The 26,334-nt window shown below is 68.4% G+C and carries 20 protein-coding genes; 15 read left to right on the top strand and 5 right to left on the bottom strand.

Translation table 11 applies throughout. The annotated features are described in order from the left end of the window. Positions 1 to 27: 27 nt before the first annotated feature. Complete coding sequence (gene dacB, locus D7Y13_RS02540) at positions 28 to 1,512, bottom strand: D-alanyl-D-alanine carboxypeptidase/D-alanyl-D-alanine endopeptidase (protein ID WP_120582433.1); 1,485 nt, start codon at positions 1,510 to 1,512, stop codon at positions 28 to 30. A gap of 204 nt (positions 1,513 to 1,716) precedes the next feature. On the opposite strand from dacB, the gene rdgC reads away from it, so the two are divergent. From rdgC to D7Y13_RS02495, 9 genes are all read left to right on the top strand, one after another. Further along, a complete protein-coding gene (rdgC, locus tag D7Y13_RS02535) occupies positions 1,717 to 2,367 on the top strand; it encodes a recombination-associated protein RdgC (protein WP_120532910.1) in 651 nt (216 codons plus the stop codon). Then, positions 2,354 to 3,043 carry a hypothetical protein gene (locus tag D7Y13_RS02530; RefSeq protein WP_120532911.1) on the top strand — a complete coding sequence of 230 codons (690 nt, stop codon included), beginning with the start codon at positions 2,354 to 2,356 and terminating at the stop codon, positions 3,041 to 3,043. The genes rdgC and D7Y13_RS02530 overlap by 14 nt, the downstream gene beginning before the upstream one ends. Before the next feature lie 109 nt (positions 3,044 to 3,152). Beyond that, the gene (locus tag D7Y13_RS02525) at positions 3,153 to 4,049 is read left to right on the top strand and encodes an SGNH/GDSL hydrolase family protein (protein ID WP_120582402.1); all 897 of its coding nucleotides are present in this window, start codon (positions 3,153 to 3,155) and stop codon (positions 4,047 to 4,049) included. Continuing rightward, positions 4,046 to 4,945: an SGNH/GDSL hydrolase family protein gene (locus tag D7Y13_RS02520; RefSeq protein ID WP_120582403.1), complete on the top strand. Its 900-nt coding sequence runs from the start codon at positions 4,046 to 4,048 to the stop codon at positions 4,943 to 4,945. The genes D7Y13_RS02525 and D7Y13_RS02520 overlap by 4 nt, the downstream gene beginning before the upstream one ends. 157 nt (positions 4,946 to 5,102) lie before the next feature. Then, entirely contained in the window at positions 5,103 to 7,379 is a 2,277-nt protein-coding gene (locus tag D7Y13_RS02515) for a hypothetical protein (RefSeq protein ID WP_120582404.1), read from the top strand. Positions 7,380 to 7,423: 44 nt separating this feature from the next. Beyond that, positions 7,424 to 8,509 carry an HmuY family protein gene (locus D7Y13_RS02510; protein ID WP_120582405.1) on the top strand — a complete coding sequence of 362 codons (1,086 nt, stop codon included), beginning with the start codon at positions 7,424 to 7,426 and terminating at the stop codon, positions 8,507 to 8,509. Next, positions 8,509 to 10,119 carry an MXAN_6640 family putative metalloprotease gene (locus D7Y13_RS02505; RefSeq protein ID WP_120582406.1) on the top strand — a complete coding sequence of 537 codons (1,611 nt, stop codon included), beginning with the start codon at positions 8,509 to 8,511 and terminating at the stop codon, positions 10,117 to 10,119. The genes D7Y13_RS02510 and D7Y13_RS02505 overlap by 1 nt, the downstream gene beginning before the upstream one ends. Before the next feature lie 228 nt (positions 10,120 to 10,347). Next, positions 10,348 to 11,568, top strand: a complete 1,221-nt coding sequence (locus D7Y13_RS02500) for a CapA family protein (protein WP_199732668.1) — start codon at positions 10,348 to 10,350, stop codon at positions 11,566 to 11,568. A 70-nt stretch (positions 11,569 to 11,638) separates the two neighbouring features. After that, positions 11,639 to 12,439 carry an alpha/beta fold hydrolase gene (locus D7Y13_RS02495; protein WP_120582407.1) on the top strand — a complete coding sequence of 267 codons (801 nt, stop codon included), beginning with the start codon at positions 11,639 to 11,641 and terminating at the stop codon, positions 12,437 to 12,439. Positions 12,440 to 12,489: 50 nt separating this feature from the next. On the opposite strand, the gene D7Y13_RS02490 is transcribed toward D7Y13_RS02495, so the two are convergent. The 4 genes from D7Y13_RS02490 to D7Y13_RS02475 form a co-directional block, all read right to left on the bottom strand. Next, on the bottom strand, positions 12,490 to 14,085 hold the full coding sequence (locus tag D7Y13_RS02490; RefSeq protein ID WP_120532918.1) for an aromatic amino acid hydroxylase: 1,596 nt from the start codon (positions 14,083 to 14,085) through the stop codon (positions 12,490 to 12,492). A gap of 92 nt (positions 14,086 to 14,177) precedes the next feature. Beyond that, a complete protein-coding gene (locus D7Y13_RS02485) occupies positions 14,178 to 15,098 on the bottom strand; it encodes a LysR family transcriptional regulator (RefSeq protein ID WP_120532919.1) in 921 nt (306 codons plus the stop codon). A gap of 49 nt (positions 15,099 to 15,147) precedes the next feature. Continuing rightward, complete coding sequence (locus D7Y13_RS02480) at positions 15,148 to 15,969, bottom strand: SDR family oxidoreductase (protein WP_120532920.1); 822 nt, start codon at positions 15,967 to 15,969, stop codon at positions 15,148 to 15,150. A gap of 96 nt (positions 15,970 to 16,065) precedes the next feature. Further along, positions 16,066 to 18,348: a Kelch repeat-containing protein gene (locus tag D7Y13_RS02475; RefSeq protein ID WP_147446538.1), complete on the bottom strand. Its 2,283-nt coding sequence runs from the start codon at positions 18,346 to 18,348 to the stop codon at positions 16,066 to 16,068. A gap of 217 nt (positions 18,349 to 18,565) precedes the next feature. Here D7Y13_RS02475 and D7Y13_RS02470 point away from each other — a divergent pair, with 217 nt between their 5' ends. From D7Y13_RS02470 to D7Y13_RS02450, 6 genes are all read left to right on the top strand, one after another. Further along, positions 18,566 to 21,250: a M1 family metallopeptidase gene (locus D7Y13_RS02470; RefSeq protein ID WP_120582409.1), complete on the top strand. Its 2,685-nt coding sequence runs from the start codon at positions 18,566 to 18,568 to the stop codon at positions 21,248 to 21,250. A 404-nt stretch (positions 21,251 to 21,654) separates the two neighbouring features. Beyond that, complete coding sequence (locus D7Y13_RS45625) at positions 21,655 to 21,831, top strand: hypothetical protein (RefSeq protein ID WP_158620272.1); 177 nt, start codon at positions 21,655 to 21,657, stop codon at positions 21,829 to 21,831. Between the two features lie 148 nt (positions 21,832 to 21,979). Next, entirely contained in the window at positions 21,980 to 23,143 is a 1,164-nt protein-coding gene (locus tag D7Y13_RS02465) for a radical SAM/SPASM domain-containing protein (RefSeq protein WP_120582410.1), read from the top strand. Beyond that, positions 23,140 to 24,366, top strand: a complete 1,227-nt coding sequence (locus D7Y13_RS02460) for a radical SAM protein (protein ID WP_120582411.1) — start codon at positions 23,140 to 23,142, stop codon at positions 24,364 to 24,366. Before D7Y13_RS02465 ends, D7Y13_RS02460 begins: the two co-directional genes overlap by 4 nt. A 225-nt stretch (positions 24,367 to 24,591) precedes the next feature. Then, a complete protein-coding gene (locus tag D7Y13_RS02455; protein ID WP_158620273.1) occupies positions 24,592 to 25,362 on the top strand; it encodes an efflux RND transporter periplasmic adaptor subunit in 771 nt (256 codons plus the stop codon). Between the two features lie 30 nt (positions 25,363 to 25,392). Further along, complete coding sequence (locus D7Y13_RS02450) at positions 25,393 to 26,328, top strand: efflux RND transporter periplasmic adaptor subunit (RefSeq protein WP_120582413.1); 936 nt, start codon at positions 25,393 to 25,395, stop codon at positions 26,326 to 26,328. Positions 26,329 to 26,334 lie beyond the last annotated feature (6 nt).

The following is a 26,334-nucleotide window of genomic DNA, read 5'->3' as shown; positions in this document are numbered from 1 at the left end:
GCCCTGGGAAGAGTGCGCCCCGCAGCTTCAATGCAGGGGCAGCTCCACCAGGGCGGTGGAGAAGACGTCGAAGGTCTCGTTGGCGTTGGGCTTCGTGCCCTCGTCCATGTTGCCGAGCATCAGCGCGAAGACGACGCGCGGGTGCTCCACGTCATTGGGGCGCTCGGCCACGCCCACGAAGCACTTCTGGCCCGTCAGCGTGCCCGTCTTCGCGCGCACGCGGCCCGCGGTGGCCTGCGTGGTGGGCCGGCCCGCCAGCGTCCCGTCCACGCCCAGCACCGGCAGGCTGTCCACCAGCGCCGGGCCATAGGGCTCCTGGAGGCTGGTGAGGATGACGCGCGCCATGCCCCGGGGCGTGGCCAGGTTGTAGCGGGACAAGCCGCTGCCATCCACCGGGCGCAGGTCCTTGGAAGGCACGCCCCGGCGCAGCAGCTCCGCGGCCAGCGCCGTGCGCAGCGCGGTGTAGCCCTCCTGGCCGGTGCGCTCGCGCGCGAAGCGCATGCCCAGCCGCTCCGCGTACAGGTTGAGGCTCTCCTTGTTCGTCACGCGCACCAGCTCCGACAGGGGCGGGCTGGTCAGCTCCACCAGCGGCACCGGCACCGGGGGCATGGGCGAGGTGGGGGCCTCCAGCGTGAGGGGCAGCCGCGTCACGCCCTTGCGCGCCAGCGCGTCGTCCACGCACGCGGCGAAGAGCTCTTGCGGCGCGTCCACGGCCAGCTTCACGCCCGCGGACTGGGGGCAGGGGCCGCCCTGGGGCGAGCGCCACGTGCAGCGCACGCCGGTGCCCCCGCGCATGCAGGACAGGTTCGTGCGCTCCGCGTTGACGTCCACGCGCACCACCGCGCTCAGCGTGGCGAAGGTGGGGGTGAGCTGCACGGAGGGCGCGTCCGCGCAGGTGGCGCCGGGCGCGCGGGTGAGGGCCAGGTCCACCACGTTCTCGCGGAAGACGAAGGGCGTGGGCGCCGCGCTGTAGGCATACGCGGCGTCGTCCCAGGCCCAGCCGGGCCCCATCAGGCCGTCCACGCCGTCGGTGCCGGCGATGCGCACGCTGCCGCGCCACTGGTGGATGCCGCGCGCCTGGAAGGCCTCCGCGATGCGGTCACACGCGAGCGCTGTCTCCGGGAAGCGCCACGAGCCCAGGGACGGGTCGCCGGAGGCCTGCGCCACCACGTCGCCCAGGAACAGGCCCCCCACCTGCGAGCCCTCCAGGGACACCGGCGTCACGAAGCGGAAGTCCGCCCCCAGCGCGGACAGCGCCGCGGACGTGGACACCACCTTCATCACGGACGCGGGCAACAGCCGCACGTTCTCCCGGTGCGTGAAGAGCGGCTCGCCGGTGCGCGCGTCCACCACATACGCGCCCGCGAGCGCCCCGTCGGCCTCCAGGGTCTCCAGCAGGGCCTTCGTCACCCCGGTCAGGGTGTGGCCCGGGGGGCCCTCCGGTGTGGAGGGCGCGTGGGCGCAGGCGGTCAGGAGGACGCAGACGGTGGAGACGCGGAGGGCGCGGCGCATGGCGGCGGCCACCGTATGTCGCGCTCCTGGGAGTGTCATCGTTTCCGGCCAGCGGGGGAGGGCGGAGGCGTGCTCGGGTGAACGCCCGGCAGGGGACTTCGGGGCGCGCAACGCCCTGGACGGCCGGCTATTCCCAGCGCCCCACGTCCAGCCACGCCGAGTGCCTTGACGCCACGGCACTGGACGCCCATCCTGCCGCGCCCCATGCCTGTCCTCCGTGGTGCCGTGACCTTTTCGCGCTTCCGGACCGAGCCTTCCAAGGAAGCTCCGTCCGATGTGAAGCGCTGGTTGACGAAGGGACTCAAGTCCCATGCGTTCGAACCCATCGACCGTCGCTCCGAAGATGAGCGCGCGGCCGGTTTCGTGGAGCTGGAGAACGCGGAAGCGTCCGACTTCTCCACCAGCAACCTCTTCTACGGCGAGTACGCCCTGTTCTCCTTCCGCATCGACACGCTGAAGGTGCCCGCGTCGATGATGAAGGCGGAGCTGGACAAGTGGACGTCCGCCTTCACCAAGGAGAACAGCCGCCCGCCCGCGCGCGCGGAGAAGAACAAGCAGAAGCTGGAGCTGAAGCAGCTGCTGCGCCAGCGCGCGGTGCCCCGCACCAGCGTGCTGGACGTGACGTGGAACCTGAAGACGCAGCAGGTGCAGATCTGGGCCGCGTCCCGCAAGACGGTGGATGAGATCTCCGTCGCGCTGGAAGGCGCCCTGGCGGTGAAGGTGATTGGCATCACGCCCGCGTCCATGGCGCAGCGCGCGGGCATCGACGACAAGGCCCTGGGCCCCACGGCGGAGCTCATCGGAATGGACCTGCCGGCGACGGCTTCGGTGGAGGACAGCCATGGCGAAGGGTGAGCAGGCGCGGATCGAGGCGGCATTCGCCCGGGGTGACGTGGGCATCGACGGAGCCTCCACCGAAGAGGTGAAGGACGAGGCGGAGCTCGAACAGGGCAAGGCGCGCGAACAGCTCCTGCGCGGCCGGGCCTACCTGGGCCGCGAGTTCCTGACGTGGCTGCTGTGGCGCTCGGAGTCCGGCGACCCGCTGGTGGACCATGACGGTTCGGGCATCACCGCGCTCTACCTGGGCAAGGTGGTGCTGCGCGGCGTCGCGGGCGACGTCACGGAGCTGAGCGCGCGCGGCACGCTGGCGCCGTATTCGGAGAACGTGCGGCACTCGCTGGACCGGGGCCTGCTCGTGTCCCAGGCCCGGCTGCGCATCTCCCACGGCGAGCGCGAGTTCGAGCTCACCCTGGATGCGGAGTTCCTGGACATCCGCGCCGCCAAGCTGCCCGCCCTGATGACCGAGGAGGAGGATGATCAGCTCACCGAGCGCCTGGAGCTGACCGAACAGCTCTCCACCCTGGTGGACGCGCTGGTGAACGACTTCCTCACCGTGCGCGGTGGCAAGGCCTGGAGCAAGACGGTGGTCCCCGCCATGAAGGCGTGGATGAAGGGCGAGGAGAAAGGCTCCGACCTGCTCTCCAAGGCCGCCCGCGCCAAGGGCCGCGACGCCCGGGCCGCTCGCGGCTGAGCCGGCTGAAACATCCAGATTAAAACAAGGAAGAATTGGACTCTTGGAAAAATCCGGGAGGGATGACACACTGCGAAAAGCGGTTTATCCTCTCTCCTGGAGTTTTTTGATGAAGCATCCCTTCCTGTCGTTGGTGGCCGCCCTGGCCTTCCTCCTGCCGCTGCACGCGAACGCTCAGACGAGCATCGTCGCGTTCGGCGACAGCCTCAGTGACAATGGCAACAACGGCACCGCCACCAGCGGTCCGACGACGAACCCCTCCAGCCAGATCTCCGGCACCTGGGTGAAGCAGCTCGCGACGCAGTTGGGCCTGCCCCTGACGGCCTCCGACAACGGTGGCACGAACTACGCACGGGGCGGCGCCGTCACCAGCGGCATGTCCGGCCAGGTGAACACCTACCTGGCGGCCCACCCGACGGCGTCCGCCACCGCGCTGTACGTCCTCTGGGGCGGCGGCAACGACATCAACTACAAGGCCCAGGCGAACCCGTTCGACTCGGCGGGCATCAAGGCCGCCGCCACGACGGCCGCCAACAACATCAACGCGCAGATCCGCAAGCTCGTCGCCGCCGGCGCGAAGCGCATCCTGTGGGTCAACATGCCGCCCCTGAACAAGACGCCAGCGGCGCTGTCCGTGCCGGGCGGTCTTGGCAACACGGTGCTCGCGCCCCCCGTCACCCAGTTCAATTCGCTCTGGACCTCGCACCTGACGCAGCTGCGCAAGGACTTCCCGTCCGTCACCTTCATCGGGATGAGCGCCTACAACCAGTTCAACGCCATCCTCGCGTCGCCTTCCGCGTACGGCCTGACGAACGTCACCGGCACCGCGAAGGGCAAGGCGGTCAACCCGGACAAGTACCTGTTCTGGGATGAGATCCACCCCACCAGCTACAGCCACCGCATCTTCGCGGATTACGGCTACGACCTCGTGTCGGACGCGTTCGGCTTCAGCGCCGGCCTCTCCGCCGACGAGTGGACCGTGCAGGACTGGAGCGTGCAGCCGTGAAGACCCCCTTCCTGATGCTGTCGGCCGCGCTCGTGGCCCTCGCCCCTTTCCAGGCGGATGCGCAGAGCGGCATCGTCGCGTTCGGCGACAGCCTGAGTGACAACGGCAAGTACAGCACCGCCACCAGCGGCCCCACGACGAACCCGTCCAGCCAGATCTCCGGCCCCTGGGTGAAGCAGCTCGCGAACCAGTTGGACCTGCCGCTCGTGGCCTCCGACGAAGGTGGCACGAACTACGCGCAGGGCGGCTCGGTCACCGCCGACATGACAGGCCAGGTGAACGCCTACCTCAAGGTCAGCCCCACGGCGTCCCCCACCGTGCTGTACGTCCTCTGGGGCGGCGGCAACGACATCCATCACAAGGCGATGGACAACCCGTTCGACACCGCGGGCATCAAGGCAACGGCGACGAAGGCCGTCTCCAACATCGAAGGGCAGATCCGCAAGCTCGTCGCGGCGGGCGCGAAGCGCGTCCTCTGGGTGAACATGCCGCCCTTGCACAAGACGCCCGCGGCGCTGGCCATCCCGTTCGGCCTGGGCAGCAGCGTGCTGTCTCCGCCCAGCAGCCAGTTCAACACGCTCTGGTCCCAGTCCCTGACGCGGCTGCGCGGTGAGTTCCCGTCCGTCACCTTCATCGGGATGAATGCCTACACCAAGTTCAACGCCATCATCGCGGCCCCGTCCGCGTATGGCCTGACGAACGTCACCGGCACCTCCAAGGGCAAGGCGGTCAACCCGGACAAGTACCTGTTCTGGGATGAGATCCACCCCACCAGCTACAGCCACCGCATCTTCGCGGACTACGCATACGACCTGGTCTCCGACGCCTTCGGCTTCAGCCCTGGCTTCACCGCCGACGAGTGGACCGTGGAGGCGTGGGGCGCGCAGGCACAGTAGGCAGCACCGCACCGGTCTGGACCGCCGCCCGCCCCGGAATGGAGCGGGCGGCTGTTCCAGTCCGATGCGCGGTGGAACCGTTCCGGGGCGGGGAGGGGGCGGCACGCGGCTGGCAATGACACACGGATGAACCTTCCACCGTGTGAGCAGGTGTCCCGTGCCTTCCGCCCTCCCCAGCACCGAAGCCATCCAACGCATCTCCCTGAAGAACCGCGAGTACGCCTACATCGAGGACGCGAACCGGGGCGTGGTGCTGATGGAGGTGGGCCCCCGGGTCCTCACGTTGGAAGCGCACCTGACGCTCGTCGCCAAGGAGCGGATGGTGGAGGTGGGCGCCGGCAACTGGTGCGTCGTGCGCAACCCCGTGGTGCGCGAGAACGGCCAGGTGGCGCTGGACGACTTCGGCCAGGCGCGGGTGGCGGTGGGGGACCGCGAGGTCCGCGTGGGCCCCAAGGTGTTCCCGCTGTATCCGGGCGAGGAGCTGGAAGGGGACATCATCCCCGAGTACGTGCTGGGCGTGTCGGAAGCGCTGCGCCTGCGCGCGCTCACCGCCTTCACGGACGACCGCGCCAAGGACGCGCCCCGCCGCCGCGAGGCCGGTGACGAGTGGCTGATGCGCGGCCCCGGCCGCTACGTGCCCGGTGAGGCCGTCTCCGTCGAGTCGCTGGAGAAGGCCCGCGTCCTCAAGGAGACCGAGTACTGCGTCATCTTGAATCCGGTGGACCGCGCCACCGGCCGCATCCAGGAAGGCCGCCGCAAGGTCGTCTCCGGTCCGGATGTCTTCTTCCTGGAGCCCGGCGAGGCGCTGGAGGGCGACGTGCGCCGCAAGCACGTCCTGTCGGAACTCCAGGGCTTGAAGCTCCAGGCGCTGGACGATCTCACGGAGGAGGAGGGCGGAGAGCCCCGCCTGCGCAAGGCCGGTGACACGTGGATCGTCCGCGGCCCGCGCACCTACGTGCCCAGCGAGAAGGTGCTCATCCACAAGGAGATCGCCGCGCTGTCGCTGGGGCAGGGCGAGGGCCTGTACGTGAGGGACCTGCGCTCTGGCAAGGTGACGCTCGTGCAGGGCCCCTGCCAGTTCATGCCGGAGGCGCACCAGGAACTGCACGAGAAGCGCCTGTCCCCGGAAGCCGAGGCCCTGCTGGGCCTGTCCCCGCCGCCCGCGTCCACGGAGCCGAAGGAGGCCCGCGCGCCGCGCCCCACGTCGGCGCCGGAGAAGGGGGACCGCACGCGCGCCATCGTGCTGCGCATCGAGGACAACACGGCGGTGCTCATCAACGACTTCGAGAGCAACCAGGCGCGGGTGGAGTTCGGTCCGGCGAAGGTGATGCTGCGCCCGTACGAGGACGTCACCGTGCTGGACTTGTCCGGCAGCACGCCCAAGCGCCCCCGGCAGCTCAAGGTGCTGATGCTGCGGCTGGGGCCGGACTTCGCCACGGACCTGTTCGAAGTGGCCACGCGCGACCACGCGCGGCTGCGCATCAAGCTCTCCTACAAGTGGCAGTTCGACGTGGTGGGCGACCCGGAGAAGGACAAGGCCATCTTCCGGGTGAACGACTTCATCGGCTACGTGTGTGAGAACCTCGCGTCGCGCATCCGCCAGGTGGCCGCGGAGAACGAGTTCGAGACCTTTCACAAGAACGCCAGCGTGCTCATCCGCCGCGCCATCTTCGGCATGGACGACGCGGGCCGCGCGCGCAAGGACCGGCTCTTCTCCGAGAACCAGCTGCGCATCATCGACATCGACATCAAGGACATCGCCCCCGTCGATGAGAAGACGGCCCTGAAGCTGCGCGAGGCCATCGACACCAACATCCAGATCCAGCTGGACGCCTCGCGGCAGGAAGCGCAGGCCGCCGCGGAGCTGAAGCGCATCCGCAGCGAGGAGGAGAAGCAGTTGGCGGACATCTCCAGCCACCGCAAGTCGGAGGCGGAACGCCAATCCCTCATCGAATTGCAGAACCGCAACCACCAGCTCGAAACGCTCAGCCGCGCGAAGGTGGAGGCGGAGGCTCAGTTGGAGAAGGCGCGCGTGGAGAGCGAGGAGGCCCTGGCCCGCGCCGAGTCCGACGCCCGCGCCTCCCGCATCCGCTCCGAGGCGGAGCTGGAGCGCGAACGCCTCACCATCCAGATGGCCCTGGAGCGCCAGCAGCGCCTCAACGACCTGGAGGTGGAGCGTCAGTCACGGCTCGCGGAGGTGGAGGCCTCGCAGTTCCGTCAGCGCGTGGAGTCGCTGGGCGGCGGGGAGAACTTCGTGAAGGTCGTCGCGGCGCAGGCGCAGGCCGCCGTCGTCGGGGGGTTGGAGAAGGTCGTCTTCCTGCCCACCGGCTCCAACCTCAACCTGTTCGACGCCATGCAGGGTCTGCTGGGCCCGGGCAGCGCGCCCCGCCTGTCCACCCTCAATGCGCCGAAGCCGGAGGACACCTCCGCATGAAAGTGTGTTTTCGATATTGAAAATGAGAATCGTTATCGATATGGATGGGCACCTTCGACGAGGGCGGAGTTCCGCATCGAAAGGTGACGACGATGGGCTTTCCTGGAGGCGTGGTCCTGAAGCGCGGTGCAGGGCGGTTCGGCATGGGGGCCCTCGCGGTCCTCGCGCTGACGCTGGCGGCGGGGGGATGCAGCGGCGACGAGTGCGTCGATGCGTTCGACTGTCGTGACAAGGGAGCGCCCCCAGAGGGCCAGGCGTATGTCTGCAATGCCGATAACGCGTGCGAACTGCGCACCCTGACCCCCGTGCCCGAGGAGGACGCGGGCACCGGGACGGATGCCGGGACGACGACGGACGCGGGCACGACGACGGATGCCGGGACGACGACGGACGCGGGCACGACGACGGACGCCGGGACGACGACGGACGCGGGCACGGAGACGGACGCGGGCACCCCCACGGACGGCGGCTCGCAGGTGTGCGGCGGCGCGGTGGCGTGCAAGGAGCAGAGCATCGACGAGCTGTCCCTGCGCACCAACATCGCGACGGGCACCCTCGTGGAGGAGGGCACCACGCCGGGGCAGTTCTTCACGCTCATGGATGGGCGGGCCGGTGGATTGTCCGCGCCGGAGTCGTACACCTACGCGCGCTTCACGCCGACGGGGCTGGTGAAGGTGGAGATTGATGATCAGTCCGCGCTCGCGTCGACGGCGTGGGACATCGCGGTGCGCCGCAGCGTCATCCGCGTGAACAGTGGCGTGTCCGGTCCGTCCTGCGTGACGGTGGCCCAGACGGTCGCGGGCACCACGTTCGACGCGGTCACCACCGTGGAGCCGACCGCGAGCTTCGCCGCGGAGGCGTACTTCACCGCCAACACCTGCGAGCTCATCGTGGACGGCTCGGGCATCAGCTCCCCGGCCACGGCGCTGGCCTCGTTCTGGCGCTACAACAACTGCCTCGTGATGACGGACAAGGTCTTCCTGTTGCAACTGGCGGACGGGCGTCACGTGAAGTTGCAGGTGGCGTCGTACTACGAGCCCGCCGCGCAGGCGCAGTGCAACTCCACCGGCACGTTACCGGCGGTGACGGGCTCGGGCCAGTACCGCTTCAAGTGGGCGTACCTGCCGTGATGGTCCCCGGGGTTCCCGCGCTGCTCCTGCTGCTGACCGGCGCGGGGACTCCGCACCGCCTCCTCCACGAGGAGGCGGTGGCGCCGTGGGCGGTCGCCGAGTCCGGACGGCCCACCTCGGCCACCGCGCCCGCGCCACGCTTCGAGCCGACGGATACGGTGGAGTCCGCTGTCTCCGAGGGCAATCGCTTCCGCATCCACTTCACCCGCCAGGGGCCGAACGCGGTGCCGCTGGCGGACACGGATGGCAGTGGCGTGCCCGACTTCGTGGAACTCGTCGGACGCACCTACGAACGCGTGGCGACGTTCTACGCGGGCCTGGGCTTCCACCTGCCACCCGACGACGCGACGACGCCGGGAGACAACGGCGGCGACGGCCGCTTCGACGTGTACCTGGTGGACTTCGCCCTGCGCGCCGATGGTGCCTTCCGGATGGAGGCCTGCCTGGACGGCACCACGCGCTGCACCGGCTACATGCTCCAGGAGAACGACTTCACGGGCTATGGCTACCCGTCCGACCAGGAGGCCGTGGAGATCCTGGCGAGCCACGAGTTCTTCCACGCCGTCCAGGCCGCGTACCGCCCCGACCTGGGAGGCATCGCGTCCGAGGGCACCGCCGTCTGGGCCACCGAGCGCTTCGAGCCCGCGCTGGATGACCTGGAGGGCTTCAGCCACTCCTACCTGGAGCTCCCGGACCGCAGCCTGCTGACGGATCCGAGCGGTCCCGGCGTGGGCTTCAGCTACGGCGCGGGACTCTTCTTCCAGTTCGCGGGCGAGCGCTTCGGGGATGCACTCCTGGTCGCGCTGCTGGAGGAGTCCGTGCGGCAGCCGGAGGTGCGCTGGCCGCTGCTGCTGGACACCTGTCTGCGCCGCGACTTCGCGTCGTCCTTCGATGCGGCCTTCGCGCAGTTCTCCGCTTGGAACCTGGGCACCGGTTCGCGCGCGACGCCCGGTTTCGGCTACGCGCGAGGGGAGGGGTATGCGCCGCTGGTGACGACCGCCTCGGCGCTGCCCACGTCACTCGCCTCCGTGCGGGTGGCCGGTGCCTCCTCGCGCATCTTCGAGGTCGCGGGCGGTGCGTCCTTCGTCTCGGCCTCGTTCGAGCCCGAAGCTGGTACGGACCCCGCCGCGCTGTATCTGCTCGTGGCGGCCGTCACCGACGACGCCGTGCTGCGAGTCCAACAGGTGGGCGGTCCGGAGCCCCTGCGTGCCCAGGTGGCCGCGGAGGATGCGACGCGGGTCCTGGTCGCCGTCGTGGATGGAAGGACGCAGGGCCTGGGGCGCTATGGCCAGCTGTGCATCGCGGCCACCGGCCAGGATGCGGGCTGTGCACCGGTGCTGCCTCCTCCTCCCGATGCCGGGGCGGACGCCGGTACGGAAGACGCCGGGACCGTGGACGCCGGGACGGGTGATGCAGGCTCCGCGGATGCCGGACGGCCCCAGGAGCCCATCGATGACCCGCGGGACCCGTCAGGGTCGGATGGCGGATGTCAGGCTGCGGGGGGCCCTTTGTCGGGTGCGCTCATCGCGCTGCTTCTGGGTGGAGGGCTCAGGCTCCGACGACGGCGGTTGGGAGCGGATCGCCCTGAGCGGATGCGCAGCGACGACTGACCTGGCTCCGCACGGCGAGGCCGCGCCAGCCGGACGACTGTCAGGAGTTGTCTTTCCAGCAGGGATGCCTTACGACCAGCGGACCGGGCTGTTTGTATTTGCTCGTTCGCACGCGCGCTTCCGTCAAGATTTCGGAGGACGCGGAGTGCTCCTCGAATGAGCATCCGCGGCCCCCTCATCTGGTAGAAGGCGCGAGGAACGCATCCGCGCAGGAAGTAGGAGTGAACCGTGGCCTCGAACAACATCGCTCATCCCGGTGGACCTGGGCTGTCAATCCTCGCCGTGGGCGATGTCTTCGTGGACCGCGATGACCCGGCGACGGCCTTCCACTCCGCCCGCGACGTCCTGCGCTCCGGTGACGTCGTCTTCGGCAACTGCGAGGGCGTCTTCAGCGACGACATCCAGCGTGCCCCCAGCGCCGGCTCGACGCTCACGGCGCCCGCGGCGAACGCCGCCCCATTGGCCAAGGCGGGCTTCGACATCATGTCATTGGCCAACAACCACAGTCTCGACGGAGGACATGCCGCGCTGCTGTCCATGCGCCGGACACTGGCCGATCTGGACATCGCCACGGTGGGTGCGGGCGCGAATCTCGCGGAGGCCACCGCGCCCGGGTATCTCGATCGCAATGGAACACGGCTGGCCTTTCTGGCTTTCAGCTCCGTGTTTCCCTACGGCTATGAGGCGCGCCCGGGTGTCCCCGGCCTGGCTCCCTTCCGTGCACACACCCGATACACTCCCCTGGATCTGAACGCATGGAATCCGGGCATGGCCCCTCTGGTGAGCACCGAGCCGCTGGTCGAGGATCAGAAGGCGTTCATCGACAGCATCACCGAAGCACGCGCGAAGGCCGACATCGTCGTCGTCAGCTTCCACTGGGGTGACTCCACCGTGCCGTTCTCGCTGACCGACCACGAACGACGGACGGCCAGGCTCGCCATCGACAACGGGGCCGACGTCGTCGTGGGCCACCATCATCACATGCTCCGCGGCGTCGAGTTCCATTCCGGAAAACCCATCTTCTACGGTCTGGGACACTATGTGTTCGACCTGCCGAACCTCGCTGAGCGCCTCGCGAAAGACGGTTACCTGGGCGTGGGACGGCCGGGAGAGATGGCGGCATGGGCCCGCAAGTTCGGCGAGTTCATGATTCGCCCGCGGCAGGGCTACCCGTTGCTGCCGTTTCACGAGGATTCCAGGCTGACCGGCGCGGCGGTGATCCACATCGCGCCGTCCGGGCGCATCTCCGCCGGCTTCCTGCCCGCGATCATCAATCCGGCCAACGAGCCGATGCACGTGTCCGCGGACAGCGACGAAGGCAGGCGGGTGGTCGCCTATCTCGAACGCTGCTGCACGACCGAACAGCTTCCTACAAGGCTGGTCGCCCCTCGGCCCGACTCCGGACTGCCCACCTCGTGCATCGAGTTCGTCTCGACCTCAACCGACTGAGCCGATGCGTGCCCGGAGGTGCTCGGCGAGACGCACCCGTGTCTGCGCCGGACGGATACAAGGTACACCCATGACAACGACGTACGCTCCCAATCAGACGACAACTCGCGGGCATGCCGTTCAAATCAACGACATTGAGATGTACTACGAGGAGTATGGAGTCGGAAAGCCCCTGGTGCTCTTGCATGGGTTTGGCGGTTGTTCACAGAACTGGCATCCCTTTACCGCCAAACTCTCAGAGCGCCATCGACTGATCGTCGTGGATATGCGTGGCCATGGTTACTCCACCAATCCCGAGAACAAATTTACACATCGGGAAGCGGCCCGTGACGTGTTCCTCTTGCTTGAGAAGCTGGGGGTTGGTCGGTTCTCGGCCATGGGTATGAGTTCTGGCGGGATGGCGCTGCTTCACATGGCAACGAGCCAACCCAAGCGCATCGACTCAATGGTATTGATTAGCGCGACTTCCCATTTCCCCGATCAGGCAAGGGCCATCATGCGCAGGGCTTCGTTTGAGACGATGCCCCAACAAGTGCGAGAGATGTATCGGGAGTGCGCAAAACGCGGAGATGCGCAGATTCGTCAACTCATTGCGCAGTTCAATGCGTTGAGTAAAGACTACGACGACATGAATTTCACTGCGCAGAGCCTGTCGGCCATTACGGCTCGTACGCTCGTTGTGCACGGTGATCGCGACCACTTTTTTCCCGTTGAAATTCCTGTGAGCATCTACCGGTCCATACCGGATGCCGCGCTATGGATTGTTCCTGGCGGCGACCACGTTCCTGTTTTTGATTCCACGGTTCCATTCACCTCAACAGCCCTTCGATTCCTTGAGGGGCCAGACAGCAAGCAGCCATCAGCGGCCTGACAAGGCGCTCCGCCTCCGGTTCCGCGGGCTGACTGCCAGCAGCCGTAGGACTACGCGTGGGCCGCGTTGCGCTGCGCAGGCTCTTCCCCGCGCAGCTCCGCGACCTCCGCGCGCAAGAGCCAGTCCGACGGGAAGTCGGAGGAGGCCCGGGCGATCTGCTCCAGCCGGTCCGCCGCGAGCTGCCCCGTCTCACGGAGGCGGCGCACCTCCGTGTAGAGGGCCGCCAGGGACGGGTGCAGCGCCTTCGCCTTGCGCTCGCGCGCCTGCGCCTCGCCGTCGCCCGCGGTGAAGGCGTTCATCTCCCCGAACCAGCGGTCCCACGCGCCCGGATCCGCGGGGCCACCCGCCACGGACGGCAGCCGCTCGGTCAGGTACACGCGCGCCATCGACGGCAGCTCCAGCGGCTTGCCCGCGAGCGTCCCGCTCAGGGCAATCACCTCGCCGCCATCCACCGCGAAGCCCTCCAGCACCAGCCCGCTGTCCAGCGCCAGTCGGAAGTTCCCGCGCTCCGGCAGGGTGCCCGTTCCAAAGGCCACCAGCGCCGCGCCGCTGAACGGCTTGTCCAGCGCCTGGCCATCGCGCGACGTGACGATGGGGCCTTCCAGCCGAGCCATCGCGGTGGACAGACCCGGGGCCACCTCCTGCGCGGCCGGCAGCAGCTCCACCACCTTGCCCGTCACCTCGCGGCCGTCCGAGAGCACCAGGTGGTTCACCGTGCGCGCTCGCAGCGCCTCGTCCAGGCCCAGGTCCCCGCCGCGCTTCCACGCGAGCGTGGCCTCGAACTCCGCCAGCACCTCGAACAGGTGCTCGAAGTCGCGCGCCACGAAGAGCTGCGGCTGCATGCGGGTGATGTCGTAGTCCGTGTCCGCGCACGCCACGCCCAGCGGCAGCTTCCGCACCGCGGACGTCAGGCAGTGCTTCGCCTCGCCGATGCTCGACAGCAGGCCCGCGCCGTAGATGCGCGGGCGCTCCAGGTCGCCCACGAGCCCGTACTCCGCCGTCCACCAGTACAGGCGGCTCGCGCGGGTGCTCTCGCTGATGTAGCGGTGGCTCTCGTTGGCGGCCTCCAGGCGGGCCTGCGCGTGCGCGATCTCCGCGTCGCTCGCCGTGGGGTCCTCCTTCACCACGGACAGGTTGCGGATGGCCTCGAAGACGGCTTGGTCCTCCACGCTCGCGATGGCCTTGAACCCCACCAGCCCCACGGCCTTGAGGTACTCCGCGTAGCGGCGGTTCGCGATGATGGGCGCGTGCCCCGCGCTCTCATGGACGATGTCCGGCGCGGGCGTGTACTGGATGTGCTCGTGCGTGCGGATGTCCGCCGCGATGGCCAGCACCCCCAGCGCCTGCAGCTCCGTGAAGACCGCCGGAGGGATGAAGCCGCGCACCGCCACGCAGGACCAGCCCAGCTTCGACAGCTTCTCGTTCATCTCGTCCAGGCTGGGGATGGCCTCCGCGCCAATGCCGGTGGCCTCCAGACCCTCCAGGTAGACGGGATGCGCCTTGTCGCGCAGATGCCCCCGGAGCTGCCCCAGGATGTGACGCCACACCGCCTGGTCGCGGGGCGTGTAGGCCGCGTAGTCCTGCGACACCACGTAGCGACGCAGGTGGGCGGGCAGGCGGGCGATCGTCCGTTCCGTGGGGGTCATCTCGGAGGCTCCTTCAAGAGAAACAGGACACCTGGAAGATACCCATGTCAGCGGAGGACGGAAATCCGGCAGAAAACGACGTCTTCGTCGGATTATCGCCGTTTCTGGAGCCGACGTCGCAGGCCCTCCAATACGGCCCGGGCCCCGGGACTGAGGCCGCCGGAGGGCCACAGGGCGACGACTTCGACCACCTGGGGTTCCGCCTCGCGCAGGGGCCAGACGTGGACGTCGGCGGGGAACGGCTGGGTGGGCCGTACGTCGGGGGCGATGGCGCAGGCGCGGTAGGCGCGCAGCAATTCGTAGAGGTGGAGGAAGCTCTCCACGCGGCCCACTTCGTCCACCTTGACCCCCTGGGCGGCGAAGCGCGCGCTGTTGGCGCCGCCGTACGGGTCGTCTCTCAACCAGTCCACGAAACGTTGACCCTGCAGGTCCTTCACATCCAGCGCGCGCCGGGAGGCCTGTTCGCGCACCAGCGCGGAGTCCGGGCCGGCGAGCACCACGAAGGACATGCGCAGCAGGGACTCTGAATCCACGCCGTCGTGGGGTGGCAGGGGGGTGAAGTCCAGCACCAGGTCCTGCTGCCGCGTCTGCACCTGCCGCACCAGCTCGTGCGAGCCGCCGAAGCCCACCACCAGCTTGAGGTCGGTGGCGGCCGCGTCCTGCGCGATGCCGCCCAACAGCGACATGGACAGGGTGGGGTTGAGCCCCAGGCGCAGGGTGGGCTCCACGCGCGCCAGGTCCATGAGCCGCTTCATGTCCAACTGGTGCAGCGGCGTCTGGGTGCCCGCGTAGAGGCGCTCGCCGCGCGCGGACAGTTGCAGCCTGCGCCCGGGGCCGCGCTCCAGCAGGACCGCGCCGTCCGCCAGGGCCTCCTCCAGCGCTCGGATGTGCTCGCTCACCACGGAGCGGGCGACGCCCAGGTGTTCGGCGGCGGCGTCGATGCTGCCCGCCTCCACGGCGGCGGTGAAGGACTCGAGCCAGACCAGGTGTCGCAGCAGCTTGCGCGGGGGCATGAGGGCCTTGTTCCTGGCGCACCCATGCGCCCCGGGGTGGGTGCGACGGTCAGATGAAGTAGTCGGGGAACAGCTCCGCGCCGGGCACGGACTGGTACTTGTCGAAGTTCGTGACGCCCACGCCGCGCAGCACGTCCTCGTCGATGCAGAAGTTGCCGGTGAAGGAGCGGCTGGGCTTGGTGAGGATGGCGTGGGCCGCGTCGGCCATGATCTCCGGCGAGCGGCTGCCCTTGATGGTCTCATCGCCGCCCAGGAGGTTCTGCACGGCGGCGGTGGCGATGACGGTGCGCGGCCAGAGGGCGTTGACGGCGATGCCCTCGTCCTTGAACTCCTCCGCCATGCCCAGCACGCACATGCTCATGCCGAACTTCGCCATGGTGTAGGCGACGTGGGGGCCGAACCAGCGCGCCTCCATGTTGAGCGGCGGCGAGTTGTTGAGGATGTGCGGATTGGAGGACTTCTTGAGGTACGGCAGGCACGCCTGCGAGCACGCGAAGGTGCCGCGCGTGTTGATGCCGTGCATCAGGTCGAAGCGCTTGAGCGGCGTCTCCAGTGTGCCGGTGAGGCTGATGGCGCTGGCGTTGTTCACCAGGATGTCGATGCCGCCAAAGGTCTCCACCGCCTTGGCCACGGCCGCGTGGATCTGCGCCTCGTCGCGGATGTCCACCACGCAGGGCAGCGCCTTGCCGCCCGCCGCTTCAATCTCCTTCGCCGCGGTGTAGATGGTGCCGGGCAGCTTGGGGTGCGGGTCGGTCGTCTTCGCCGCGATGATGATGTTGGCGCCGTCCCGGGCCGCGCGCAGCGCGATGGCCAGGCCGATGCCGCGGCTGGCGCCGGTGATGAAGAGGGTCTTGCCTTTGAGGGTGGACATGGGGCGCATCCTCGCTGATTCAAGGCAGGCCGCAATGCCCGGAGCGGCCGGACCCGTGTGGGTCCGACCGCCCGTCAACGGAACTTCAGCCCGGGCTCAGGGGGTGTAGAGGAGGGCCGCGTTGACGCTCGCCCCCGCGTCCCGGTCATACCCGCCAATGAAGAGCACCTTGCCGTTGGGCAGCAGGGTGGTGCCCATCGAATAGCGGTTCGACGCCATGCTGATGGAGAAGGACGTCGTCCCGGTGGCCGGATCGAAGAGCTCCGTCGTCAGGCCCACCAGGGAGTTGCCTCCCGCCAGCAGGAGCTTTCCCGACGCCAACTGGACGATGGAGGACGTCGGGCGGTCGTAGCTGAAGTTCCCCGCCGTCGTCTGGACGTTGAGCACGGGGTCATACAGCGCGATCAGGGTGGTGCTCCCGGCCAGCAGGAGCTTGCCCGATGGCTGCAGGAAGGCGTGCGTGAAGTTGCGGTTGATGAGCCCCGTGGCGTTGCTCCAGGTGTTGGTGGCCGGATCATAGAACTCCGCCGGGGAGTTGCCGCCCAAGACGAGGATCTTGCCCGACGGCAGCAACACCGCCAGGTGGCCCGTATGGACGAAGGTCGAGGCCGCCACCGGCACGAACGTCATCGTCGCGGGGTCGAACAGCTCCGGGATGCGATTGCTCGCGGTGTCGCCCGACGTGTTTCCGCCGATGATGAGCACCTTGCCGTTGGGCAGCAGCGTCGACGTGTGGCTCCCGCGCGCGAACGCCATGGTCGGCCCGGCCGTCCAGGTGTTGGTGGCGGGATCGTAGAGCTCCACGTTGCGCAGCGGGGTGGTGCTTGGGTAGAGCCCGAAGCCTCCCGTGACCAGGAGCTTTCCGGAGGGCAGCAGGGTCACCGCCGGCGAGTAGTGCGCCGTCCCCATGGAGGTGGCCGGGGCCCAGGTCGCCGTGGCGGGATCATAGATTTCGCCGGACACCAGGACGGGGTTCGACACGGTCACTCCCCCGAAGACGAAGATCTTGCCGGAGGGCAGGGGGATGACGCTCGCGCCGAAGCGACGGACCGTCATGGCGGCCGTGGCATCCCACCGCGCGACGGTGCTCTCCGGAGGCGGGGTGCAGGTCGGCACGCCCACCACGGCGACGCTGAAGCTCGTGGACGCGGAGAAGCCCAGGGCGTTCGTGACGGTGGCGCTGATGGTGGGGCTGGGGCCATCGGGGATGCAGGCCGGGGCCTTCCAGGCGATCTCGCTGGAGGTGAACCCGGAGGTGGCCGTGCCCAGCGTGCCGTGGCTCGACGCCCAGGCGAAGGTGAGCGCGCTGCCATTGCCGTCCTCCGCGAGGACGCGGAACGTCACGGTGCCATTGCCCGCCACGGAGAGCGCGCTCTGGTTCGACAGGACGATGCGCGGGGGCACGTTGGCGACGGGACCCGTGCCGACGCAGATGCGCAGGGTGCCCTGCGTCTGGCCGCCGTTCGGATCCTTCACGGTGACGGTGAGCGAGCAGTTGCCGCAGGACTCGCCGGCCGGCACCGCGCTCGGGGTGAAGGACGCCGTGCTGGCGGTGGCGTCGGTCCACGTTCCGGCGCAGGACGCCGTCCACTGGTAGGTCAGCGCATCGCCGTCCGGATCCGTCACGTCCGCGACCACGGTGGTGCTCTGGCCCACCGGCAGCGGGGACTGCGACGCGGTGACGCGGTTCACGGCGGGGGAGACGTTGAAGGTCACGGACACCTGGGCCACGCCCGAGTCCGGTCCGCCGTCCGTCGAGATGACCGTGATGTTGATGCGGATGACCGCGGCGGCGCCGCGCGAGTCGGTGACCGTCAGCGTCAGCGTGACGACGCCCGGCGTCGCGGGGGCCGTCCAGGTCGTCGAGGCGAGCGCGGCCGAGCCGAAGGTGCCGCCCGTCGCCGTCCACGCATAGGTGAACGTGTCCGAGGTGTCCGGGTCATGCGCGGTGGCCTGGAGGGACAGCGTGCCCCCGGGCAGCACGGTGCTGGCGGACGCCACCAGCGAGTCGATGCAGGGCGCGGAGTTGTCGAAGGGCCCGGGCACATTCAGGGCCTGGAGCGTGATGGCGACGACCGACGTGGTGCCCGCCGTGATGGTGACATCCGTTGCCGCGCCGCGGTAGCGCAGCGAGCCGTCCGCCGCGAAGGCCTCCGCGGTGAAGGTTCGCTGGGTGCCCGCGGGGACCTGGTACAGCGTGCCACTCCAGCTGTCCGCGCTCTTCGTGAGCACGGCCGTGGACGAGGGCACGCCCGTGGCCGTCAGCGTCACGGTCACCCGGGTGACCTCATCGCCCGCGAGCGCCTGGGGCACCGCGCTGATGAACCGCACGTCTCCGGTTTCGGGCACGGGCTCGGCGGTGTCAGGGCTGCAAGCCATGACAGCCATTGCAAAGCTGGTTACCATGTAAAGCATAACGCTAGACAGAGGGGGCTGCCGACGCATCGCACCTTCCTGGTGGGGGAGAGTGTTTCGATCTACCAGATTGAATCAGGAAACACAGACTGTGATTGCATTGGAGGCGGGTGTCTGTTCAAACCCTTCGGGTCGGTGGTTACCCTGGACGTCGGTTGGGAGGGCGCTACGCTCCGGAGCCATGAACCGACTCCTCCTGTCGCTTGTTGTCGCGGTGACCGTCCGCTGTGCCCACGCGCCGGAGGCCGCGCCCCCGGCCGCCGCGCCTGCCACCCTCGCATGGCCGGAGCCCCGGCCTCCCGTGCTGCGGCTGCCGGACACGGTGCGGCCCCTGCGCTACGCATTGGACCTGAAGCTGCTGCCCGCGGAGGCCACCTATCCGGGCAGCGTGAGCATCGACGTGGAGGTGCGCGAGCCGGTGCGTCAGGTGTGGCTGCATGGCCAGGACCTGGAAGTGACGCGCGCCAGGGTGACGGTGGGCGGCCGCACCTTCGACGCGAAGCCCGTCTCCGAAAGTGAAGGACGGCTGGGATTGCTGTTGCCGGAGGAGCTGCCCGTGGGCACGGCGACGCTCACCCTGGACTTCACCGGCAAGGTGGACCGCGAGCGCAGCCAGGGTGTCTATGGACAGGCGGAGGGCGGTGAGTCGTATCTCTACACGTTCTTCGAGCCCATCGACGCGCGGCGCGCCTTCCCGTGCTTCGACGAGCCGGCCTTCAAGGTGCCATGGAAGCTGCGCCTGACGGTGAAGCCGGGGCACGTGGCCCTGGCCAACCATCCCGTCGTCTCGCGCGAGCCCGTGGCGGACGGGCTGGAGCGCGTCACGTTCGCGGAGAGCCGGCCCATGCCCAGCTACCTGGTGGCGTTCATCGTGGGGCCGTTCGACGTGGTGGAGGCGGGCGCGGTGGGGCGCGCGAGCGTGCCCCTGCGCTTCATCGTGCCGAAGGGGCGGGGCGGGGAGACGCGCTACGCCGCGAGCGTCACGCCGCGCATCGTGAAGGGCCTGGAGGACTTCTTCGACCAGACGTATCCCTACGAGAAGCTGGATGTGGCGGTGGTGCCCCGGTACTGGGGCACCATGGAGCACCCGGGCCTCGTGGCGCTCGGGCAGCCGTTGACGCTGATTCCTCCCGGGGAGGAGACGCTGAACCGGCGCCGTTCCTACGCGGTCATCGCCAACCACGAATTGGGGCACTACTGGTTCAGCGCCGTCGTCACCAATGCCTGGTGGGATGACATCTGGTTGAACGAGTCGTTCACGGCGTGGCTGGATCGGCAGACGGTGGACCGGCTTGAGCCGTCCTGGAGCTTCCAGCAGGAGCGGGCCATGTCCGCGACGGAGTCGGCGTTGGCTTCGGATGCGCTGGAGGCCGCGCTGCCGGTGCGCAAGCCGGTGGCGAGCAACGACGACATCGTGGGTTCGTTCGACAATGGGACGACGTATGACAAGGGCTCGTCCGTCATCGCCATGTTCGAGGCGTGGCTGGGGGCGGAGCGCTTCCGCGACGTGATGCGAGGCTACGTCCGCAAGCACGCGTGGGGCGCCGTGACGACGGAGGACTTCCTGGCGGAGGTGTCCCAGGCGGCGGGGCCGGAGGTGGCGAGCTCCTTCAAGGGCTTCATCGAGAAGGGCGGGGCGCCACGAGTGTCCGCCCAGGTGACGTGCCCGGCGGGGGGCGCGCCGACGGTGAAGCTGTCGCAGGAGCGGTATCTGCCCGCCGGCTCCCGGGCGAGCACGCAGCAGGAATGGCAGGTGCCGGTGTGTCTGCGCGCGGGGACGGGGACGCGGTCATCCCGGGTGTGCTCGATGTTGCAGGGGCCTTCGATGGAGGTGGCGCTGCCGACGAAGCAGTGCCCGGCGTGGGTCCTGCTCAACGCGGGCGGCACGGGGTACTACCGCGGCGGCTACACGCGTGAGCAGCTCGCGAAGCTGCTGGCGACCCCGGCGTCGGCGTTCACGACGGGAGAGCAGGTGGCCCTCTGGGCGGACGTGGACGCGGCGGTGGGTCGCGGAGACCTGCCGCTCGGGGAGGCGCTGGAGGCTGTGCCTGCCACGGCGCGCTCGCCGGAGCGGCTGGTGGTGGAGAGCGCGGCCGCGCTGCTCTGGCAGGTGCGGGTGGACCGGCTTTCGGTGGAGGAGCGGAAGCGCTTTCGCGCCTGGGTGGCGTCGCTCTATGCGCCGCGTGCACGGGCGTTGGGGTGGGTGTCGAAGCCCGGCGACGGTGACGACGTGAAGCAGTCGCGTTCGCTGTTCCTGCGGCTGGCGGGCGGGCTGGGTGAGGATCCGGCGCTGCTGAAGGAAGCCACGCCGTTGGTGCGTGCGTGGCTCGCGGACCGGAAGTCCGTGGACCCGGAGGCGCTGGCCAGCGCGCTGCCCCGGGCGGCGTCCCACGGCGATGCCTCGCTGTTCAATGCATTGTTGGAGGCCGCGAAGAAGGAGCAGGACCGCAACGAGCGCGTCCGGCTGCTGTCGGCGCTGAGCTATTTCCGGCAGCCGGAGCTGGAGCGACGGGCACTGGGATTGGTGGTGGGGTCGGACTTCGACACGCGGGATGCCCTGGCCATCCTGAAGATGTCGCTGAACATGCCGGAGACGCAGCCTCTGGCCTGGGAGTTCTACCGCCAGCAGTTCGACGTGCTCTCGCAGCGACTGCGCTCGGATGAGCAGGGTGGACTCATCAACCAGGTGGGCAATCTCTGTGATGCGACCCAGCTCGCGGAAGCGGAGGCCTTCCTTGCGCCCCGCGTGAAGCGCGTGGAGGGCGGGCCGCGCGCACTGGCCCGGGCGCTGGAGTCCATCCGGCTGTGCATTGAATCCGCGAAGCTGCAGCAGCAGAGCGTCCAGGACTTCCTCCGCGCTCATTAGGAGTCGCTGCGTGCTTTTGCGGGAGATCGCCTCTCATCTCGCGAAGACTTGGCTTGACGCGTTATTGAAAGTGGATTGGGGGGCGTGTGCGCGATTGTGAGGGGGCAATGCCAGTTGAGTTCGTAAGCGGGGTTTGCCGGATTGACAGGGGCGCGTTAGCTGTTGGATGCTTCGTCAATCTTGTGCGGGGCGGACTTGTGGGGGAGGAGGGCACCTTGGTGCCCTGTGCTGTCTGGAAGGTGCTTGTGTGAGTCGAATCCCTTCCCAGGCGCAGGCCAGGAAGGATCTGCTCCACTGCCCTCGGTGTTGCCAAGGCTGTGTCAGTCCCGTCGCGCTGAAGGTGGGGGCCCAGGTCGCCATCCACTCCAGGTGTTGTACCGCAGTGCCACCCAAGGGAGCTGAACATGAACGAGAGCAAGACGCAGGACGCCGTTGCCCAGAACGAGAAGACCCAGAAGCTCAGCCTCGAGCTCGGCAAGGCCATCGACAGCGTGGACTCGCGCCTGCTGGACATCACGGGCGGCCTCAAGAGCGGCAGCGATGACGGTGACATCATCATCTGCAGCTCGAAGTGCGCCTAGTTCAGTCTGACGTCCGTTAGGCAACCGTTCCCAACGGAGCTGTCTCCGGCAGGGTGACCGACGGGAGGGCAAAGTGATCAAGCTTCAAAGTTCATTTGAACGGGAGCCAGATGGCTCCTATCGCATCACTCCGCATGCGACTTGGAGCATGCCTCATCCTGAGTCGTTCACCCTGTCGGGGCCAGCGGCCCAGCTCTGGGATACCTTGGTGGGGCTCGCGGAGCTCCAGAGCGACATGCAGCACACCGTCATGAGGGGGTTGGACCTCCCCAGCCGGGCCCGGGTGCTGGCTGCCATCTCCAAGCTCGCCACCCGGGGCGCCTTGGAGAACGAAGCCGACTTCGACCTGGACTCGCGTGAACCCCCGCCCCGTCCGCAGCTCCGGAAGATGCATCTGGAGTTGACGCATCGCTGCAATTTCGCGTGCAAGGGCTGCTATCTGGGCGCACGCCTTGCCCCGGTGTCTGGAGCATCGCGCCACGAGGGGACCACCGAGCAATGGTTGACGCTCATCCGGCAGGCCGGTGAGCTGGGGTGCACCTACGCCACCATCACGGGTGGAGAGCCCTTCATCCGCCCCGACATCCTCACCCTCCTGGATGCGCTCAGCGCGCAGAACATCTCCGCGGAGATCAACACCAACGGCTCCTGCATCACGCCTCGCATCGCCAAGGCCTTGCGCAACGTGCTCGTCTCAAGCGTGGAGGTCTCCATCTACGGCTACGACGCGGCCTCCTCCGAGGGCTACACCGGCTCCAAGGCCGGACATGATGCAAGCATCCGAGGCGTGCGTCACCTCGTGGAGGAGGGCGTTCCTGTCCACGTGAAGTATTTCGCGACCTCCACGACGAACCATGGCTACGAGCAGATCAACCAACTGCTGATGCCGCTGGGCGTGAAGGTGAAATATGCGGCGGTCACCATCCATGGTGACATCTTCGACGGCAAACCCGCACCGGATGGCTTGACGGTGGACATCCCGCGCAAGGAAGTGAAGCAGAAGCGGGAACTGCCTTGTACGCCGTCCATGAACGGCCTGGGAATCGAGCCCGACGGCAGCGTTCGGGCATGTCCCAAGCTCACCCTCCTGTTTGGAAATGCCTTCGAGCAGGGGCTGGAAGCCATCTGGAACCGGTCCGCGGACCTGACGGCGTTTCGTGAATTCTGGATCGAATACTGCAAATCAGCGGGCTTCGTTCGTGGCGCCAGTTTGAAGTCCCCGTGTCCCGCGAACAACCTCCTCATGCGCGAGGGCGGGCTGGCTGAGTTCCGAAATCAGTGGGACACGTGGCGGGAGAAGGAGCGGGCATGATCTCGATCTATCGAAGCGAGGCGGTGGTCCTCCGTTTCTATGATGATGAGCTGGCCGTCCTGAGTCGCCGCGATGGCGCGCGTCATCTGGCCCACGGCCCCCTGGTCACGGTGATGCGCAGACTGGTCGAGTCTTCAGGGCTCGACGGTCTGCTGCGCCTGGTGGAGGGGGGCTCTTCCGACAATGCCCAACAGCAGGCGGTCATCGAGGCGATCCGCGGCGTCTTCGCCCAGTTCCAGCAGGTCTCGCAGCCGATCCCGATGGGAGGACTCTTCAAGGGGGCGGCAGGAGCGCGGCTGCCCAAGCTGTCCCTCCAGGAGCGCATTCCCCTGACGGGAATGTGTGAGATCACCTACCGCTGCAATCTGCGGTGTCAGCACTGCTTCGTCCTGCACAAGATCGAGGAGGAGCGGCCGGCGCACGTGGATGACGAGACGGTGCTCCGGATGCTGCGGGACCTGGCGTCCATGGGCTGTCTGGATGTCAGCCTCACCGGCGGTGAGGCGACGCTCCATCGCGGCTACCAGCGCTTCGTCACCGAGGCGAAGTCGCTGCACCTCTATACGGTGCTCAAGACGAACGCGACGACGTTCACCGCGCAGCGGGCCCGGGACTATGCGAAGGATCCCGCTCACGAAACCCACGCCAGCCTCTATGGGTCGACCGCCGAGGTCCACGACGAGTTCACGGCGGTCGCAGGCAGCCTGGTGAAGACGATGGCGGGGCTGCGGGCCCTGGCGGACGTGGGCATCCGCGTGAAGGTCAATTGCACCATCTGGACGCGCAACACGGATCAGCTCGCGGAGATGAAGCAGCAGATGGAGGAACTGGGCCACTACATCGTCTTTGACGACATCATCCACGGCCGGCTCAACGGAGACCGCTCTCCCCAGGCGCTGAGGATTTCGCCCCTCGTGCGCAACCAGCTGGTCAGCAACGGCTGGCTGAAGCCCTTTGCTCCCTCCCCCTGCGGCGCGGGAAAGATGAAGGTCAAGATCGACGCGGAGGGCCGCATCGCCACCTGCGAGCTGTTTCCCGGCGGCTTCGGGAACGCGCACGAGGCCTCCCTCCCCGAGGTCTGGGCCGCGCCTGGCTTCCGGGACGCGTCGGACGAAACCATGATGCTGGCCAATTCCGAGCGTGACGGAGACAAGGTCGTGCGGTCCTGCCCGGGGTTGAACCTGCTCAACACAGGGCAGATGGCGGGCAGGACGACCATTTGATCGCGTCTGCTCCGGCACTGTAGGCTGGCCCTGGAGATGAGGTACTTCAAACGCTGGTCGACCACTCGGCTCGGCGCTGTCGGACTGCTGGCGGCGCTGTCCGCCTGCCTGGGTTTGGTCATCGTCAAGAGCCGGGTCATCCCCCTTCGTGAACCCTCTTCAAGCCTGACGCGTGGGGGGCCCTGCAGGCCTCCCATCGCGCTTCGACGTGAGGAGTGGCTGGGGGTGGCGTTGTCCGCGCAGTCGGCGGAGGTGACCGCGCGCGTGGAAGGCAGGCTGAAGCGGCTGGCCGTGCGCGAGGGGGACCGGGTCAAGGAAGGCGCGGAGCTGGGTGTCCTGGAGCTGAAGGAGGAAGAGCAGCTGCTGGCCGTGGCCGAGGCCGCGCTCGCGGTCGCCCGGGCGGAGGAACTCCGCGCGCGGGTCAGCGTGGATGAAAAGAAGGACTTGCTGGCGCGCGCGGAGCTGCCCGCGGCGGGGGTGTTGCCCGCGCAGGAAGTGGCGCAAGCCCGCTTCCAGCATCAGATGGCCGTCGCGGACCTGGAGGCCGCCCGGGCGCGCTTGCAGCAGCGGCAGGCCGAACTGGAGCAGGCACGGGCCCGGCTGGCGGAGGGCCGGTTGCGCTCGCCCTTCGATGGCGTGGTGACGGCGCGCTATCTCTCCGTGGGAGCCCTGGTGCGCGTGGGCACGCCCATCCTCCGGGTCATCCAGGACAAGGATGGCTGGGTTCGCTTCGCCATTCCCGAGGGGCAGGTCCGCGACCTCGCGGTGGGCGCCTCCGTGGTGGTGCGTCCCAAGGCGGGGGAGGCGCTGCTGCGCGCGAAGGTGACCAGCATCGCCGCGGAGGTGGATGCCGCTTCCCGGATGGTGTTCGCGACGGCGGTGCAGGACACCGGTTCAACCGACATGCGGTTCACCTTTGGCGAAGTGGTCCGGGTCCGGCCCGAAGCGGATGGCGGTGGCGCGACGACCGAGTCGGCCCCCTGCGTGTCTCAATGAGGCCAGACGGCTTCTGGAAGGAGCACGCTCATGCCGCGTAAGCACGAGGAGCTTTTTCGCCCCGAGGCGCTCGAGGCCTACAACCAGAACCAGCAGTACAGCGCGGTCCTGCGCATCTCGCCTTCCTGGACCCACTCGCTCTTCTGGCTCGTGCTCGTGGCCTCGGTCTTCTTCGTCGCGTTCGGTCTCTTCGGACGCGTCTTCGAGTACGCCACGGGGCCCGCGGTCATCCGCCTGGAAGGTCGTACGGAACTGCCCGTCCAGGAGTCAGGCGTCGTGACGGCGGTGGAGGCGCGTCCGGGGCAACGGGTTGAACAGGGCCAGGTGTTGGTGCGGCTTTCGGACACGACGGAGCTCGCCGACCTGGAACGTTTCACCCGGGAATTCGAACTGCAGCTGACGCGGCGGTTGACCGACCTCAACGACGAGGGGGCTCGCTCGGCGCTGACCAGCCTTCGTGCCCAGCAGGAGCTGGCGCGGGCCCGGCTGTCGTCCCGGAACGTGCTGGCGCCGCATGCGGGCGTGGTCAGCGACGTCCGCATCCGCGAGGGCCAGCATCTGGTGGCCGGCGAGGTGGCGCTGTCGATCCTGGAGCCGTCCCAGCGGCTGACGGTGACCGCGATGCTTCCGGGCGAATACCGGCCCCTGCTTCGGGCGGGAGGCTCCATGCGTTTGGAGGTGCGGGGTTTCGCCTACCAGTACCAGGAGCTCGTCATCGATTCCGTGGGCGAGGAGCTGGTGGGGCCGAGCGCCGTGCGTCGCTACCTGGGCCCCGAACTGGGGGAGAGCTTCACGGTCGAGGGCGCCGTCGTGCTCGTGCAGGCGCATGTGCCCCGGACCTCCTTCGAGGTGGAGGGGGAGCAGCTCGACTACTTCGACGGAATGCTCGGGCAGGCCCAGGCACGGGTCAAGTCAGAGCGCCTGCTCGTCCTCCTGGTTCCAGCGTTGAAGGCCTTCCTGCCCTGAGCGCGT

Source organism: Corallococcus praedator (assembly GCF_003612125.1).
Classification (GTDB): Bacteria; Myxococcota; Myxococcia; order Myxococcales; family Myxococcaceae; genus Corallococcus; species Corallococcus praedator.
This window is presented reverse-complemented; position numbering and strand designations above follow the sequence as displayed.

Excerpts from the sequence above, each read along its gene's own strand:
- dacB (WP_120582433.1), bottom strand. The coding sequence starts at position 1,512 with ATGCGCCGCGCCCTCCGCGTCTCCACCGTCTGCGTCCTCCTGACCGCC.
- rdgC (WP_120532910.1), top strand. The coding sequence starts at position 1,717 with ATGCCTGTCCTCCGTGGTGCCGTGACCTTTTCGCGCTTCCGGACCGAG.
- D7Y13_RS02530 (WP_120532911.1), top strand. The coding sequence starts at position 2,354 with ATGGCGAAGGGTGAGCAGGCGCGGATCGAGGCGGCATTCGCCCGGGGT.
- D7Y13_RS02525 (WP_120582402.1), top strand. The coding sequence starts at position 3,153 with ATGAAGCATCCCTTCCTGTCGTTGGTGGCCGCCCTGGCCTTCCTCCTG.
- D7Y13_RS02510 (WP_120582405.1), top strand. The coding sequence starts at position 7,424 with ATGGGCACCTTCGACGAGGGCGGAGTTCCGCATCGAAAGGTGACGACG.
- D7Y13_RS02505 (WP_120582406.1), top strand. The coding sequence starts at position 8,509 with ATGGTCCCCGGGGTTCCCGCGCTGCTCCTGCTGCTGACCGGCGCGGGG.
- D7Y13_RS02495 (WP_120582407.1), top strand. The coding sequence starts at position 11,639 with ATGACAACGACGTACGCTCCCAATCAGACGACAACTCGCGGGCATGCC.
- D7Y13_RS02490 (WP_120532918.1), bottom strand. The coding sequence starts at position 14,085 with ATGACCCCCACGGAACGGACGATCGCCCGCCTGCCCGCCCACCTGCGT.
- D7Y13_RS02485 (WP_120532919.1), bottom strand. The coding sequence starts at position 15,098 with ATGCCCCCGCGCAAGCTGCTGCGACACCTGGTCTGGCTCGAGTCCTTC.
- D7Y13_RS02480 (WP_120532920.1), bottom strand. The coding sequence starts at position 15,969 with ATGTCCACCCTCAAAGGCAAGACCCTCTTCATCACCGGCGCCAGCCGC.
- D7Y13_RS02475 (WP_147446538.1), bottom strand. The coding sequence starts at position 18,348 with ATGGCTTGCAGCCCTGACACCGCCGAGCCCGTGCCCGAAACCGGAGAC.
- D7Y13_RS02470 (WP_120582409.1), top strand. The coding sequence starts at position 18,566 with ATGAACCGACTCCTCCTGTCGCTTGTTGTCGCGGTGACCGTCCGCTGT.
- D7Y13_RS45625 (WP_158620272.1), top strand. The coding sequence starts at position 21,655 with ATGAACGAGAGCAAGACGCAGGACGCCGTTGCCCAGAACGAGAAGACC.
- D7Y13_RS02465 (WP_120582410.1), top strand. The coding sequence starts at position 21,980 with ATGCCTCATCCTGAGTCGTTCACCCTGTCGGGGCCAGCGGCCCAGCTC.
- D7Y13_RS02460 (WP_120582411.1), top strand. The coding sequence starts at position 23,140 with ATGATCTCGATCTATCGAAGCGAGGCGGTGGTCCTCCGTTTCTATGAT.
- D7Y13_RS02450 (WP_120582413.1), top strand. The coding sequence starts at position 25,393 with ATGCCGCGTAAGCACGAGGAGCTTTTTCGCCCCGAGGCGCTCGAGGCC.